Here is a 15156-nt window from a genome sequence, read left to right on the forward strand (position 1 = left end):
GCGCCTCAGCCCGCTGAGACTGGGGGGCAAAGTCCCCTCCCCCGTTACGTGTCGCCTGCGGCGAAGGAAACCGCCCTCATGCCCCATGGCACGCGGTCTCCTCAGCGCTCGGTCAGCTTCAGCTCGATCCGCCGGTTCGCAGCCAGCGCCTCCGGGCTGTCGCCCTCTGCAATGGGCTGATATTCCCCGAACCCGTTGGCCGACAGATGCTCCGGCGCGATGCCCAGCTCGATCATGTAGCGCACGACCGACAGGGCGCGCGCCTGGCTCAGCTCCCAGTTGTCGGCGAACTCGCGACTGCCCCGCAGCGGCACCTTGTCGGTATGCCCGTCCACGCGGATGATCCAATTGATCCCCGCCGGGATCTCGTCAGACACTTGCCGCAGGATATCCGCGATCTCGGCGATCTGGGCCCGCCCGGCGTCGGACAGCTGCGCCCGGGCCGGGGCAAACAGCACCTCGGAGGAGAAGACGAAGCGGTCGCCGACGATGCGCACACCGTCGCGCCCGGCCAGGATCTGCCGCATCCGGCCGAAGAAATCCGACCGGTACTGTTCGAGGTTCTCCGCCTCTTCCGCCAGGCGCCGCGCCTCCGCGGCCAGGCGCTCGGCCTCGGCCTCGGCGCGCTGGCGTTCGCGCCGCTCCAGCGCCGTCGCGCGCGCCAGCGCCGCGTTCAAGTCCTGGCCCAGGCTTTCGATCTGCACCTGGCTGGCAGCCTCGCGGGCCTTGTAGTCATCCAGAAGCGCCTGAAGCGAGCCGAGCTGCGTGCGCAGCGCCGCGACCTGCTGGTTCAGTACGGCAGCCCGGCGCTGACTTTCGGCCGACTTGGCTTCTTCCGCCTCCAGGGCCGCATTCGACTCGGCCAGCAGCGCCGCACGCTGTTCGGCCTCGCTCAACTGTTCTGTGGCCTGCTGTTCCGCGGCCAACTGCCGGGCCAGGGCCGCGGCCAATTGATCGCGCAGCGCCTCGCGGTCGGTCTCCGCGGCGGCAACTTCGCTCTCGGCCTCCTCCTGGGCGGCCAGTGCGGCCGCGAGCCGCGCGCGCAGGGCGGCCTCGTCACTATCCTCGCGCTCTGCCTCCAGCGCCGTGCGGGTCGTCTCCAGCTCATCACGCAGCGCCGTCAGCGCGCCCTCTGCGGCGCCGGCCTGGGCCTGGGCCTCATCCCGCGCCAGCAGGGCGGCGGCCAGGCGCAGGTCCAGATCCTCCTGCGCCGCCTCGGCGGCGGCCAGCAGGGTCAGCGTCTCTTCGGCCTCGCGGCGTTGTTCCTCCAGCGCCAGGGTCATCGCCGTCAGCTCATCCTGGGCGTTCTCCAGCCGCTCACGCAGGGCGCGGGCCGCCTCGGCCTCGGCCAGGCGGGCGGCCTCCTCCTCGGACAGCTGGGCCTGGGCCTCGTCCAGCTCGTCCGACAGGCTGCCCGCCAGGGTCCGGGCATCATCCCGTTCGCTGCGCAGGCTCTCGATCAGGGCCTCCAGCGCCTCGCGCCGGGCGGCGGCCAGGCGGGCCGCCTCCTCGCCGGCGTCGATTTCGTCCCGCGCCTGGGCCAGGGCCAGTTGCAGGCTTTCCTGCTCGCCGATCAGGCGCTCCTGCTCGGCCTGCAGATCCGCGATCTGGCCACGCGCCTCGGTTTGCTGTGCCAGAAGGCCGGCCACCTGGGCCTCGAACTCAGTGATGCGGCCCTCGGCCGCCTCCAGCGAGGCCTCGGCACTGTCGCGTTCCTGGGTCAGCGAGGCGATCAGCGCAGCCTGCTGGTCCAGCCGTGCGTCGCGATCATCCAGCGTGGCGGTCAGCGTGCCCACCTCCTCGGTCAGCCGCTCGGTCCGGTCCCGTTCCAGCCCCAGGGCCTGGCTCAGCGCAGCCAGGTCCGAGGTCAGCTCATCCAGCTCGCTTTCCTGGCCGGTGATGGTTTCCTGCAGGGTGAACTGCACGATCATGAAGATCGTCAGCACGAACATCAGCACCATCAGCAGACCGGTCATCGCATCGACGAAGCCGGGCCAGATATTGGCCTGCAGCCGGGCGCCGGATCTGCGGGTCAGCGCCATGGGTCACTCGTCCCGATCATCGCTGTGATGGTGGCTGACCTGGGCGCGTTGCCCCTGGGCGATCAGGCGCGAGAGGGAGGCGATGTCGGTGCGCAGCTCGGCCATCGTCTCATGCCGACCGGCGCTGATCTCCTCCAGGATGCGCAACAACTGCACGTCCATGGACCGCAGGCGCATCCGGCTTTCGGCGTCCAGCCCTTCGGCCATGCCCTGTTCCACCAGTTTTTCCAGCAGCGCGTCCTGGCTGTCGGCCACGCGGGTCATGGCATCGGCCATCTGCCCGCCGGAACTGTTCTGCGCCGCCATCCGGTCGGTCAGACGTTCGATCGTGTCGGCCAGGGTCGAAAGCTTCGCATCGACCTCGGCCCGGGCGGCGTCGGAGCGGGCAAACATCTCCTGCATGCGGGCCATCTGTTCACCCATATTGTCCAGCACCGACACCAGCATCGACTCGTCCGCGCCGCCGTCGCTGTCGGACAGGCCGACGCGGGTGATCGTCGACATCCACTCTTCCAGCTCGCGGTAGAAGCGGTTCTGGCCATGGCCGGCGAACAGCTCCAGAAGGCCCACGATCAGCGACCCCGCCAGACCGATCAGCGAGGAGGCAAAGGCCACGCCCATCCCGCCTAGTTGCGCCTCCAGCCCGGTCATCAGCCGGTCGAAGACCGAGGTCGCGCCCTCGTCCGCGCCGGGCGCGAGAGAGCGGATCGTGTCCACCACCGCCGGCACGGTGGTCGCCAGCCCGTAGAAGGTGCCCAGAAGGCCGAGGAAGATCAGTAGCGAGGTGATGTAGCGGGTGATCTCCCGCGCCTCGTCGATCCGGGTCGCCACGGATTCCAGGATCGAGGTGGCCGAGCTGGACGAAATCTGCAACCGCCGGTCGCGCTGGCCCAGCAGGGTGGCCAGCGGGGTCAACAGGCGCGGCGCGCGCCCCGCCTCTTCGGGGTTGCCGCCGGCAAAGCGTTCGATCCAGCGCACCGAGGAGATCAGCTGTGCCACCTGCCAGAAGCAAGCCAGCACGCCCAGGACGAAGACGAAGGCGATGAAACCGTTCAGATAGGGGTTGGCCTCGAACACCGGCAGAAGCTGCGGCGCGACGAAAACGCTGCCGGCTGCGCACAATCCCAGCACGACGAGCATCAGCAGGATCTGGCGGATGGGTTGGGAAAACTGCGGGGCGTTCTCGCCCTCACCATGAGCCATCAGGACGGTCCGCGATCTGGGTTTCGATTGGCCCGACCATAGGTGCAATCGCCTTGCGGGAAAAGGACTTATCCGCGCAAATTGCGGACCCGCGCGGCCAGCCAGGTCAATTCGTCATCAGCCAGTCCCAGCTCTTCGAGATGGGCGGCAGTGTTGTAGAGATATTCGGCATTGGGGCCCATTCCGCCATGAGCATGGGCGATCACCTGGGCCTGGATCTCCAGCGGCAGGCCGCCGCAATACTGCACGTGGGTCGGGTCCATGACGTAGACCAGCGCCTCCACCGCGCGGCCATCCACCAGCTCGACGTCCAGGTGTTTCTCGACATAGGCCGAGGAGACCAGCTCGCGTTCGCGCAGGTAGGCCAGCACCGTCTCTTCCTCATCCTCGGCCACGCGCAGGGCCAGCCCGGTACAGCCCGCGCCCTCCTCCGGGTCGAGCGCCAGCACCAGCCCCGGCTCCGCCTCCGAGCCGCGATGGTGGATCGAAGTCATGCAGAAGCTGCGCCGGTAGTCGGGCAGATAGGCCACCACCCGTTCCACCGGGTCGAACCCCGGTTTCCACAGCAGCGAACCATACCCGAACACCCACATCGACATGACTTTTCCTTTCTTCACACCACTTATAAACACGAGCCGGAGCCTGAGTTGAAGGGGGGGCCATGAAGCGCCTGCTGATCGTCGTTGTCGTCGCCGCCCTGCTATGGTCGGGCTACTGGGTGCTGGGCGCCATCGGGGCCAAGCGGGGCCTGGAAAGCTGGATGGAGGCGCGCCGGGCCGAAGGCTGGCAGGCGGATTACGCCGAGTTTTCCCTGCGCGGCTATCCCAATCGCTTCGACGCCCTGTGGGAGAACCTGGCCCTTGCCGATCCCGGCACCGGGCTGGCGGTCGAGATGCCGCGCTTCGGCCTCTATGCCCTGTCCTGGAAACCCGGCCACCTGATCGCCGTCTGGCCGGACCGGTTCGATTTCCGCAGCCCCGAAGAGAGGTTTTCGCTGTCGAACGACGATCTACGCGCCTCACTGCGCGTCACCCCGGGGCCGCTGCTGGAGTTGCAGCGCGCACAGCTGACGGGCCAGACCCTGGTGCTGTCGGGGGCCACCGAAGCCGCGATGGACAGCCTCAGCCTCGCCATGGCGCAGGACGATGGGGACGACAGCCGCTATCGCCTGGGATTGGCCGCCGAGGGCCTGTCCCTGCCCCTCTCCGTGGCCGACTGGCTGCAGGCCGACGGGCTGCCGCAGTCGATGCGCGAGCTGCGGCTGGATGCCGACGTGACCTTCACCCGTCCCTGGGACCTGCGCGCCCTGGAAGAGGCGCGACCGCAGCCCACTCGGGTGGAACTGCACCTCGCCCGCGCCGCCTGGGGGGAGCTGCTGTTGCAGGTCACCGCCGATCTGGACGTGAATGCGCGCGGGCTCTTGTCGGGCGAGGCCCATGTGCAGGCCCGCCAGTGGCAGCAGATGTTGCAGATGGCCGTGGCCGCCGGCGCCGTGCCGGAGGAGATGGCCGGCAGCATCGAACAGGGCCTGTCGATGATGGCCGGCGCCAGTGGCAACCCGAACTCGCTGGACCTGACGCTGACCCTGCGCGAGGGGCGGATCTGGGCCGGGCTGATCCCGCTGGGGCCCGCGCCGGTGTTGCGCCTGCGCTGAGGGTTGTTCCGCCCCCGCTGTGCGCAGACGAGGCCTCCGGCGGAGATATCTGGGACAGGGGCACGGCGCCTCTGGCGAGGATCAGCGGCAGTAGGAGCCGCTGCGGTAGCGCGCCGTGTCGAAGTGGAAGTGATCGCGATGCAACGCGTTGGCCTCCGGTCCCAGGACCGTGCCGAAGGGGCCGCAGGCGCTGGCATGGGCCGCCTTGAGAATGCGCCCTTCGCGCCCGTTCGACCAGTCGTCCAGCACCACCAGCTCCTTGCCGTCGTTGAGCTCGATCGCGGCGATGTCCACGGCGCGGCCCTTGCCGTGTTCCGAGATCCGCGCGCCCTTGCGGTTGTTGCGCGGTCGGCAAGCGTAGTGGGCCACCACGCGCAACTCGCGCACGCCGCCGCCATAGCGTTTCACCGCCGGTCGCAGCCCGCCCTCGACCCAGGATTTCAGCGCCTGCGCCGTACCGCAGTCCATCACCGCATGGGTCGACAGCGCCACGCCCGAGACCGATTGCAGCCGCACCGCCTGATCGACGCCACAGCCCGAGGTGTCAGAAGGGACCCGCCCAATGGCCACCCCCTGCAGCGCAAGATCGCCGCAGACCGCCCCCTGCTGGCGCAGCGCGGCCACCCGGCGGCCCTGCTGCACCACCGTGGCAGGCCGCAGGTGCGGGCGCAGGGCGACGCGCGGCGCGGTGTCGGGGTCCGGCAGGCGGCGTGTCACGCCAAGCGTTTCCGCCCGTCCGGGATCGCGGGCGGCCGAAAGCGCCTGCAGCGCCACCTCATGGGCAATGTCGCGTTGCACGAAGATCTCGGCCGGCAGCACCATGCCGCGCACCACCTGACCGCGCGCCACAGGGCGCAGTGAGGCGTCGGGGGCCAGTTCTGCCGCGCCGGGCCCGCCCGCCAGCAGCGTGCCGGCGAGGCAGGCGGCGGCGATCCGGGCGGCGCGGCGGATCATTTCCGGGTGGTCCCGCGGCCAAAGTCGGGCGCAGCGGTATCCTGGCCAGCCTCGATGATCCCACGCCGAATGGCCCGGGTACGGGTGAAGTAATCGAACAGCAGGTCGCCGTCGTCGCGCCGGATCGCGCGTTGCAGCCGGAACAGCTCTTCGGTGAAACGTTGCAGGATTTCCAGCGTCGCTTCCTTGTTGGACAGGAAGACATCACGCCACATGGTCGGGTCCGAGGCCGCGATCCGGGTGAAATCCCGGAACCCGGCGGCGGAATACTTGATGACCTCGCTGTCGGTCACCCGGCGCAGGTCATCGGCCACGCCGACCATCGTATAGGCAATGAGGTGGGGCGTGTGGCTGGTCACCGCCAGCACCAGGTCGTGGTGCTCGGGATCCATCTCCTCCACATGGGCGCCCATGCCTTCCCAGAAGGCGCGCAGCCCCGCCAGCGCCTGGGGATCAGGCGTGCCCGCGGGCACCAGCAGGCACCAGCGGTTGTCGAACAGCTCGGCGAAACCGGCGCGGGGGCCGGAATGTTCGGTGCCCGCCAGCGGGTGCGCGGGAATGAAATGCACGCCCTCGGGCAGATGCGGTGCCACGGCCTTGACCACGGCGCCCTTGACCGAGCCGGTGTCCGACAGCACGGCGCCCGCTTTCAGGTGGGGCGCGATCTCCTCGGCCACCTGGCCCATGGCGCCCACGGGCACCGCCAGGATCACCAGGTCGGCGCCGCTGACGGCCTCGGCCAGGCTGTCGCAAATCACGTCGCCCAACCCGATCTCGCGCGCCGTGGCGCGGGCCTCGTCGGACAGGTCGTAGCCCCGGATCTCTCCGGCCAGGCCGCCGCGCTTCGCCGCGTGAATGATGGAAGAGGCGATCAGCCCCAGACCCACCAGGGTCACCGTGCCGTAGATCATGCCCGCTCTCCGGCCTTGAACTGGCCGATGGCATGGGCAACGCGGCGGCAGGCGGATTCGTCGCCCACGGTGATGCGCAGGCAATTGGGCAGGTTGTAACCCGCCACCTGGCGCACGATCAGGCCGCGGGACTTCAGGTAGGCGTCACAGTCCTGCGCCTCCTCCGGGCTGTCGAACCGGGCGAGGATGAAATTCGCATGGCTCGGGTCCGAGGGCACGCCGTGATCGGCCAGCGCCTTGGCCAGCCAGTCGCGCAGACGCGCGTTGTCGGTCCGCGACTTGGTCACATGGGCCTGGTCGTTCATCGCCGCCGTGGCCGCGGCCAGCTGGGCGTTGGACAGGTTGAACGGCTGGCGGATGCGGTTCAGCACGTCCACGATTTCCTGCGGTCCATAGCCCCAGCCGATCCGCAGGCCACCCAGGCCATAAATCTTGGAGAAGGTACGCGTCATCACCACGTTCGAGCGGGCATCGACCAGCCCGGCGCCGCCGTCGAAGCCCTGGACGTATTCCGCATAGGCGCCGTCCAGAACCAGCAGCGCGCCCTCGGGCAGGGCATCGGCCAGCCGCGCCACCTGGGCGCCGCCGATCATGGTACCGGTCGGGTTGTTCGGATTGGCGATGAAAACGATCTTGGTGCGTTCGCTCAGACCCGCGATCAGTTTGTCCACATCAGTCGTGCGTTCGGTCTCCTCGACCTCGACGGGCGTGGCGCCGGCGGCATGGGCGCAGATGCGGTACATGCCGAAACCGTGTTCGGTGAACAGCACCTCGTCGCCCGGCCCGGCATAGGCCTGGCAGATCCACTGCAGCACCTCGTCGGAGCCGACCCCGCAGATCACCCGCGCCGGATCCAGCCCGTGGTGCGAGGCAATCGCCTGGCGCAGATCGGCGTGATCCGTCGACGGGTAGCGGTGCAGATCATGCACGGCCCGCAGGAACGCCTCCTTCGCCGGATCGCCTGCCCCGTAGGGATTTTCATTCGACGAAAGCTTCACCGCATCGCTCACGCCCTCGACCTTGGAGGCGCCACCGACGTAGAGCGCGATCTCCATGATCCCGGGCTGCGGCTGAATCTTCTGTGTCATTGTCTCACCTCTGCACCAATCCCGCTTCTAGCCGCCGTGCCAAAGCAAGGAAAGATGAAGTTTTTACGCAGGCGGGTGCCGGGCATGATCCGTGGCAGAATGACCGCGACTCGGGACCGGTGCGGCGCCCCCCTGCCCGGCGACAAACCTGCTGAGACGAAAAAGGGCGGCCCCGCAGGACCGCCCTTTTCAATTCCGTTCCGGGGTCGCTTACGCGTTGCCGGTGGCGCTTTCGATGGAGACGGAGACGCCCGGGCCCATGGTGGAGCTCAGCGAAACCTTCTTCATGTAGGCGCCCTTGGCACCGGCCGGCTTGGCCTTGGACACCGCGTCCACGAAGGCGCGGATGTTCTCGGCCAGCTTGGCTTCGTCGAAGGAGACCTTGCCGACGCCTGCGTGCACCACACCGGCCTTTTCGGCCTTGAACTGCACTTCGCCGCCCTTGGCTGCTTCCACGGCCGCTTTCACGTCCATGGTCACGGTGCCGACCTTGGGGTTCGGCATCAGGTTGCGCGGACCCAGGATTTTACCCAGACGGCCGACGATCGGCATCATGTCCGGGGTCGCGATGCAGCGATCGAACTCGATCGTGCCGCCCTGGATGGTTTCCATCAGGTCTTCGGCGCCGACGATGTCTGCACCGGCAGCCTGAGCTTCCTCGGCCTTCGGGCCACGGGCGAAGACGGCCACGCGGACGTCCTTGCCGGTGCCGTTCGGCAGGCCGACCACGCCACGGACCATCTGGTCCGCGTGACGGGGGTCGACGCCCAGGTTCATGGCGATCTCGACGGTTTCGTCGAACTTGACGCCGGCGTTGCCCTTGATCAGCGCAACGGCTTCCTCGACGGTCAGGTCTTCCTTGCCAGCGAATGCTTCGCGTGCGGCGCGGGTGCGTTTACCGAGCTTAGCCATTACTTCACCTCGATGCCCATGGAGGACGCCGAGCCGAGGATGATCTTCATCGCGGCTTCGATGTCGTTTGCGTTCAGGTCCTTCATCTTCGCTTCGGCGATCTCTTTCACCTGAGCGACGGTGACGGTGCCCACGGTCTGCTTGCCCGGGTCAGTGGCGCCCGACTTCAGCTTCGCGGCCTTCTTCAGGTAGTAAGACGCGGGCGGCGTCTTGATGTCCATGGTGAAGGACTTGTCCTGATAGTAGGTGATCACGGTGGGGCACGGTGCGCCGGGCTCCATGTCCTGCGTCTTGGCGTTGAACGCCTTGCAGAATTCCATGATGTTGATGCCGCGCTGACCCAGAGCCGGACCAACCGGCGGGGACGGGTTTGCCTGACCGGCAGGCACCTGCAGCTTCATGCTGCCGACGAGTTTCTTGGCCATTGGCCTTCTCCTTTGTTCATCGCGCAGATGACGGGATGTCTCCCGCCCTGCACCTGTCCCCTCCGGCGCGCCTTCGGGGACGATTGCGCGTGGTCAGGTCCGACGGTCGCGACCGCCTCGCCTCCCACGTATGAACGGGACTTGCGCCCCGCCGCGGGCCCGCGGGCCCGCCTCGCGCGGATCACCCTTGCTTGGTGACCTGCGTGAATTCCAGTTCCACCGGGGTTTCCCGGCCGAAGATCGAGACCGACACCTTGAGGCGCTGGTTGTCCTCGTCGACCTCTTCGATCATGCCGTCGAAGTCCTCGAAGGGGCCGTCGTTGACCTTCACCTTCTCGCCGATCTCGAAGTTGATCAGGGTGCGCGGGGCCTCCTGGCCTTCCTCGACGCGGCCCAGGATGCCCTGAACCTCGGCGTCGCGCATCGGCATCGGGCGGCCCTGGGGACCGAGGAAGCCGGTGACGCGGTTGATCGAGTTCACCAGGTGATAGCCTTCGTCGGACATCTCCATGTGAACCAGCACGTAGCCGGGCATGAAGCGGCGCTCGGTCGAGACCTTCTTGCCGCGGCGCACCTCGATGACCTCTTCGGTCGGAACGAGAACCTCGTCAATCTGGTCCTCCAGCCCCTTTTCCTCGACGCTCTGCCGGATCTGCTCGGCGATCTTCTTCTCGAAGTTCGAGAGGACCGAGACCGAGTACCACCGCTTTGCCATGTCGCAACGACCCTTCCATCGTCGGCCCCGGAGCTGCACCGAAGATCCCGGAGGATCCGGCGCGGCGGGCCGAATTGACCATACTGTGCCCCCAACAGAAAATCGGCGCGAGGCTCGAATCGCCGCGCGCCACGTAGGGGAGTGGACGGTGAGTTACAGCGAAGCGGGCCAAAGTGCAAGCCCGCGAAGGGGATAGGCTTGGCCCGTCCCGGCCGCGCCCCCGTCCGTCCGGCGCGCCCCGCCAGGGGCGCCGCCCGGGATCAGCCGAAGAGGCCGAGCAGGCCGGTGAGGCCGGAGCGGATCAGCAGGTCCACCAGCGCGAAGAAGATCGCGGTGATGGCGGCCATGACGAAGACCATGACCGTGGTCAGCAGCACTTCGCGGCGGGTCGGCCAGGCGACCTTGCCGATCTCGGTGCGGGTCTGCTGGATGAATTGCAGCGGGTTCGCCATGGGCGGTGTCCTCGGATCAACTGTGCGGGCGCAGGGACCGGCCCCGCGCGTCATCTGGCCCAGATAGGGCAAAAGCGGGGTGTGTTTCAAGGTGCAAAGCGGGTTGGACGCGCCGGGCGCCCCGTGCCCACGGCACGCGCTGCTCCGCCCCGTCGGGGGCGTGTCGATAACGGCGGCTGGTGGATGGGTCGGATTGGCAGGGGCAGCAGGGTTCGAACCCGCGACCTACGGTTTTGGAGACCGTCGCTCTACCAGCTGAGCTATACCCCTAATCCGTGCCGTCGATTAAGGCAGCCGGCCGCGAAGTGCAAGGGGCGATCTGGGGGAAGTCGGGAAAAATGGCGCCCCGACCCGCGGGATGGCGGGGGCTGTCGGCCCCCTCGCGGCCCGGGGGCCGCTCCCCCGAGAGTATTTCGGGCCATCGTATGAATATGGCCGGGGCGCCGGATCCCATCCAGAGCGCCCCTGCCCTGTCAGCCCGCCAGACTGTCGCGGAACACCTCGACCATGCGGGCGGCGAAGGCGGCGTTCTTGTGGACGGGATCGTCCTCCTGCCCCGCCTCGTCCGAGGCCCAGGCGGGATCGGTCCAGTAGCCGGCCGTGATCGTCTCCTCCGGCTGGTGCAGCAAGCGAATCCCGTCCTGGGCCGCCTCCCTGTCCAGCCAGCCGCGAATCGCATCGCGCTGCTCCGCCGTGGCGCCATCGGCCCCGGGGTAGACCCGTCCGGGGCTGCCCACGCCCCGGGTCAGCAAGGGCGCCGGGACGAAGGCGATGGTCAGCCCGGGCGTCGCACGGGCGAACGCGCAGGCGATCCGGTAGGCCTTGGTGCCACGCAGGAAGCGCCGCGCGACCTTGCGCTGCACCGCGGCCGAGAGGTGCCCGCCGGCACAGAGCGTTTCCAGCAGCGGCGGCATGAAATCGGCCATGCGGAGCCGTGCCCCGTAGAAGAGATAGCCGGCGAAATCGCCGCCGCCGAGGGCCTCGCGCCCCGCACCGTTGATCCGGCACACCATCTCGCGTGCGGCGGCGTCGCCCGGCAGGATGGTATTGTCGCGAAACTCCAGCGCGCGGAAGGCCGGCCCATAGGCGCCCCAGAACTCCAGGTGATCTGTCACCCGCGGCAGCAATCCGCGATCCAGCGCGTGTTTGACCGAGGCAATGTGGCTGTCCCCGAAGATGCAGAGCGAGGGCAGCGGCGCGGGGGCGCGCTGAAGGGGCGCAGCGCGCTCAGCGGGCGAAGGCATTCAGCATCTCCTCTTCGCATTTCACATCCTCGTCTCCCCTCGCCGCCTTCCAGGCCGTGCGCAGCTTGCGCGCCGCCTTGCCCCCCCCCTTGGTGCCCTTGCCACGCCGCCCCTTGGCCGGGCCGAAGGCGGCCTCCTGGTCGGCGAAGAATTTCGACATGACCACCTCCACCCCCTCGGGTACCACGCTGCGCTGGTTCGGAGCGTAGAACATGCCGCGAAAGACCGGATGGGTGATGATCTCGTAGCTGGGGAAGTAATCGACGTGGTCGTGCACCTGGGCCAGCTCGCCCGCCACGCCGCGCAGGACGGACTTGGAATAGCTGGTGGCGGTCAGCACATGGTCGCCGCTGGCGGTGGCGGTCAGCGGCACCGGGCTGACGGTCAAAAGCACCTTCAGGTCGGGCGCCTTCACCTTGAGCAGGGCCAGGGTGGTTTCCATGTCCGCCAGCACGTCCGAATGGCGGTGATTGTGGAAGACGTGGCGCTCCGGATCGAAGGTGCCGGCCAGCGTGCCGGGGCACATGGCGTATTCCAGCCCGCTCTCGGCGTTGCGCCAGCTTTCGGTCAGCCCGAGGGTGAAGACGAAGATGCCCGCGCGTTCGACCGCGCGGCGGATCGCCGCCAAGGTCGCCGCGCGCGAGGCCCGTGCCTCGGTCTCACTTTCAAACCCCTCGGGCTCGATCGCCGGGCGCAGCGGGTCGTAGACACGACCCTTGTGGTGCCACCATTCGCCCGGGTCCTGCATCTCGTCGAAGGCCAGGCGCAGCCACTGCAGCAGGGTGCGGGCGGTGTAGATATTGCCGGTGCGGAAGGAGAAGATGCCGTAGTTGTAGGCCCGCGCATCCTCCGGCGCCAGCCAGGCGGGGGCGGGTTCGGCATCGAACCACTGGTAGCCGCGCGCGCCCAGGGCCCGGCCGATATGCTGCGCGAAACAGGAGCCGGCGGTGACGATCGGCGCATCCATCGGCACCTGGAACTTCGGCGTCCACAGGCCCGAGAGCTGCAGCGGGTTCTTCTCGGCCACGCCCGTCTTCCAGTAGGCGGTTGCGGGCAGATTTTCGTAGGGGTGCGCCATGGCCCCTCCTTTCGCGATGCGTCAGGGGCCGGTGGCCCCCGGGGTGGTGCGGCCAGTGAACGCCCCGATCATGGCCAATAGCAGACATTTCCGGGGAAATGTTCCGGAAAGCTTCCTGTCTCGATCAGCCCGGCGCCGGGCCGGTCGGGGCGCCTACATCCAGTGCAGCCGGCGCAGGATCACCCCCTGCACCAGGAAGATCAGCGCCATGATCCCCGAAAACACCCAGAAGGCATAGGGGGCACCGTCGCCGGGAATGCCGCCCACGTTGATGCCGAAAAGGCCAGTGAAGAAGGTCAGAGGCAGGAAGACGGCCGAAAGGATCGACAGGGTGTACATGTGCCGGTTCAGCCGCTCCGACAGGGCGCCGGACAGCTCGTCCCGCAGGACGCCCAGGTTGTCGCGCAGCTCGTCCAGGTTCTCGGTCATCCGGGTCAGCCGGTCTACGGCCTCCTGCACCTCGCGCAGGTCGTGTTCGGCCAGGAGCGGGCTTTCGCTGCGCGCCAGCCGCGCGAGGGCATCGCGTTGCGGCGGCAGGTGGCGGCGAAGTTCGACCACCGACAGGCGCAGGGCGGCGACACGGCGGCGCAGGTCCTGGTCGGGCTCGGCGATCACCTTGGGCTCCAGCCCGTCGACCTCGGAGTCCAGCTCGGCCACGAAGGGCTCGACGCGGTCGGTCAGCCGGTCCGCCAGGTCGGCGAGGAAGGCGCCGGCGCTCTCCGGTCCCTCGCCGCGCGCGACCTCCTGCGCGATCTCCTCCAGCGCGCGGACGCGCTGGCGCGACAGGGTGATGATGCGCTGACCGTCGGCCCAGATGCGCACCGCCACCATGTCCTCCGGGTCGCGGTTGGGGTTCATGTTCAGCGCGCGGAAGTTCAGCAGCAGGCCATTGCCGACCCGGGTGGCGCGCGGCCGGGTCTCCGGCTGGGTCAGAGCCTCGATCACCGTGTCGTCGAGATAGGCCAGACGCTTCGCCACCCAGTCGCGGGTGCCCGCGTGGGCGGCGTCCAGGTGCGCCCAGCCGAGGGTTTCGGCGCGCAGGGTCTCGGGGACGGCCTCACCCTCCAGGCTCTGGCCGCGCAGGGGGCCCGTCAGGGCATAGGCGAAGGTCACGGGGGCTGTCATGAAGGCGAAGATAGCCGGGTCGGACCAAAGGTCCAGCGCCAAGGCGCCGCATCGACACTGGGGCCCGCAAACGCAAAACGGCGGCCCCGAGGGACCGCCGTTTCAATGTTCTGTCCGTCAGGGCGGAAGGACCCGCCCCGCGCAATCATCACTCGATGATCTTGGAGACGACGCCGGAGCCCACGGTGCGGCCACCTTCGCGGATGGCGAAGCGCAGGCCGTCTTCCATGGCGATCGGGGCGATCAGCTCGACACCGAACTTCAGGTTGTCGCCGGGCATGACCATCTCGGTGCCCTCGGGCAGGGTCACGGTGCCGGTCACGTCCGTGGTCCGGAAGTAGAACTGCGGACGGTAGTTCGCGAAGAACGGGGTGTGACGGCCACCTTCGTCCTTGGTCAGGATGTAGACCTCGGCTTCGAACTTGGTGTGCGGCTTCACGGAACCCGGCTTGCAGAGAACCTGGCCACGTTCCACGCCTTCACGGTCGATGCCGCGCAGCAGGGCGCCGATGTTGTCGCCGGCTTCGCCGCGGTCCAGCAGCTTGCGGAACATTTCGACACCGGTGCAGGTGGTCTTCTTGGTGTCCTTGATGCCGACGATTTCCAGTTCGTCGCCAACGTTCACAACACCACGCTCCACACGGCCGGTCACAACGGTACCACGGCCGGAGATCGAGAAGACGTCTTCGATCGGCATCAGGAACGGCTGGTCGACAGCGCGCTCGGGCTGCGGGATGTACTCATCCACGGCGGCCATCAGTTCCTTGATCTTGTTCTCGCCGATTTCCGGATCGCGGCCTTCCATGGCGGCCAGGGCCGAACCTGCGATGATCGGGATATCGTCGCCCGGGAAGTCGTATTCGGACAGCAGTTCGCGGACTTCCATCTCGACGAGTTCCAGCAGTTCCTCGTCGTCGACCTGGTCGACCTTGTTCAGGAACACGACCATGGCGGGGATACCCACCTGGCGGCCCAGCAGGATGTGCTCGCGGGTCTGCGGCATCGGGCCGTCAGCTGCGTTCACCACCAGGATCGCGCCGTCCATCTGGGCGGCACCGGTGATCATGTTCTTCACGTAGTCGGCGTGGCCGGGGCAGTCGACGTGCGCGTAGTGACGGTTCTCGGTCTCGTATTCCACGTGCGCGGTGGAAATGGTGATCCCGCGGGCCTTCTCTTCCGGCGCGCCGTCGATCTGGTCGTAGGCGCGGAAGTCACCGAAGTACTTCGTGATCGCCGCCGTCAGCGTCGTCTTGCCGTGGTCAACGTGACCGATCGTGCCGATGTTGCAGTGCGGTTTGCCGCGCTCAAACTTTTCCTTTGCCATCCGTCAGGCGCCTCTGTGTTTAGGGGGCC

15 protein-coding genes and 1 tRNA gene are annotated in these 15156 nt (G+C 68.1%); 1 reads left to right on the forward strand and 15 read right to left on the reverse strand.

Annotated elements, in window-relative coordinates; genetic code table 11:
* Nucleotides 1–101: 101 nt before the first annotated feature.
* The 3 genes from LC066_RS12290 to LC066_RS12300 form a co-directional block, all read right to left on the reverse strand.
* Nucleotides 102–2042: a peptidoglycan -binding protein gene (locus LC066_RS12290; protein WP_224899348.1), complete on the reverse strand. Its 1941-nt coding sequence runs from the start codon at nucleotides 2040–2042 to the stop codon at nucleotides 102–104.
* A gap of 3 nt (nucleotides 2043–2045) precedes the next feature.
* Complete coding sequence (locus tag LC066_RS12295; RefSeq protein ID WP_222480772.1) at nucleotides 2046–3245, reverse strand: hypothetical protein; 1200 nt, start codon at nucleotides 3243–3245, stop codon at nucleotides 2046–2048.
* Nucleotides 3246–3313: 68 nt separating this feature from the next.
* Entirely contained in the window at nucleotides 3314–3844 is a 531-nt protein-coding gene (locus LC066_RS12300) for a gamma-glutamylcyclotransferase (RefSeq protein WP_224899351.1), read from the reverse strand.
* Nucleotides 3845–3906: 62 nt separating this feature from the next.
* Here LC066_RS12300 and LC066_RS12305 point away from each other — a divergent pair, with 62 nt between their 5' ends.
* On the forward strand, nucleotides 3907–4899 hold the full coding sequence (locus LC066_RS12305; protein ID WP_224899354.1) for a DUF2125 domain-containing protein: 993 nt from the start codon (nucleotides 3907–3909) through the stop codon (nucleotides 4897–4899).
* A gap of 81 nt (nucleotides 4900–4980) precedes the next feature.
* Here the strand turns inward: LC066_RS12305 and LC066_RS12310 are convergent, their stop codons facing one another.
* From LC066_RS12310 to tuf, 12 genes are all read right to left on the reverse strand, one after another.
* A complete protein-coding gene (locus LC066_RS12310; RefSeq protein ID WP_224899356.1) occupies nucleotides 4981–5853 on the reverse strand; it encodes an extensin family protein in 873 nt (290 codons plus the stop codon).
* Complete coding sequence (locus LC066_RS12315) at nucleotides 5850–6764, reverse strand: prephenate/arogenate dehydrogenase family protein (protein WP_222480764.1); 915 nt, start codon at nucleotides 6762–6764, stop codon at nucleotides 5850–5852. Before LC066_RS12315 ends, LC066_RS12310 begins: the two co-directional genes overlap by 4 nt.
* Nucleotides 6761–7852, reverse strand: coding sequence for a histidinol-phosphate transaminase (gene hisC, locus LC066_RS12320; RefSeq protein WP_222480762.1), 1092 nt, complete (start codon nucleotides 7850–7852; stop codon nucleotides 6761–6763). Before hisC ends, LC066_RS12315 begins: the two co-directional genes overlap by 4 nt.
* Before the next feature lie 210 nt (nucleotides 7853–8062).
* Nucleotides 8063–8764, reverse strand: a complete 702-nt coding sequence (rplA, locus tag LC066_RS12325) for a 50S ribosomal protein L1 (RefSeq protein WP_222480760.1) — start codon at nucleotides 8762–8764, stop codon at nucleotides 8063–8065.
* Nucleotides 8764–9189 (reverse strand): 50S ribosomal protein L11, encoded by a 426-nt coding sequence (gene rplK / locus LC066_RS12330; RefSeq protein WP_085887888.1) that lies wholly within the window; start codon nucleotides 9187–9189, stop codon nucleotides 8764–8766. Before rplK ends, rplA begins: the two co-directional genes overlap by 1 nt.
* Before the next feature lie 181 nt (nucleotides 9190–9370).
* On the reverse strand, nucleotides 9371–9904 hold the full coding sequence (gene nusG, locus LC066_RS12335) for a transcription termination/antitermination protein NusG (protein ID WP_222480758.1): 534 nt from the start codon (nucleotides 9902–9904) through the stop codon (nucleotides 9371–9373).
* 260 nt (nucleotides 9905–10164) lie between these two features.
* Nucleotides 10165–10356 (reverse strand): preprotein translocase subunit SecE, encoded by a 192-nt coding sequence (gene secE, locus LC066_RS12340; RefSeq protein WP_222480756.1) that lies wholly within the window; start codon nucleotides 10354–10356, stop codon nucleotides 10165–10167.
* Between the two features lie 194 nt (nucleotides 10357–10550).
* Nucleotides 10551–10626: transfer RNA gene (locus LC066_RS12345), tRNA-Trp, on the reverse strand.
* Nucleotides 10627–10829: 203 nt separating this feature from the next.
* Nucleotides 10830–11600, reverse strand: coding sequence for a hypothetical protein (locus LC066_RS12350; protein ID WP_224899359.1), 771 nt, complete (start codon nucleotides 11598–11600; stop codon nucleotides 10830–10832).
* Nucleotides 11584–12678, reverse strand: coding sequence for a GSCFA domain-containing protein (locus tag LC066_RS12355; RefSeq protein WP_224899362.1), 1095 nt, complete (start codon nucleotides 12676–12678; stop codon nucleotides 11584–11586). The genes LC066_RS12350 and LC066_RS12355 overlap by 17 nt, the downstream gene beginning before the upstream one ends.
* A gap of 153 nt (nucleotides 12679–12831) precedes the next feature.
* The gene (locus LC066_RS12360) at nucleotides 12832–13803 is read right to left on the reverse strand and encodes a zinc transporter ZntB (RefSeq protein ID WP_224899365.1); all 972 of its coding nucleotides are present in this window, start codon (nucleotides 13801–13803) and stop codon (nucleotides 12832–12834) included.
* A gap of 148 nt (nucleotides 13804–13951) precedes the next feature.
* Complete coding sequence (tuf, locus tag LC066_RS12365; RefSeq protein ID WP_222481703.1) at nucleotides 13952–15127, reverse strand: elongation factor Tu; 1176 nt, start codon at nucleotides 15125–15127, stop codon at nucleotides 13952–13954.
* Nucleotides 15128–15156 lie beyond the last annotated feature (29 nt).

This window comes from Pseudooceanicola marinus, from assembly GCF_020177265.1.
GTDB classification, from domain to species: domain Bacteria; phylum Pseudomonadota; class Alphaproteobacteria; order Rhodobacterales; family Rhodobacteraceae; genus Pseudooceanicola; species Pseudooceanicola marinus_A.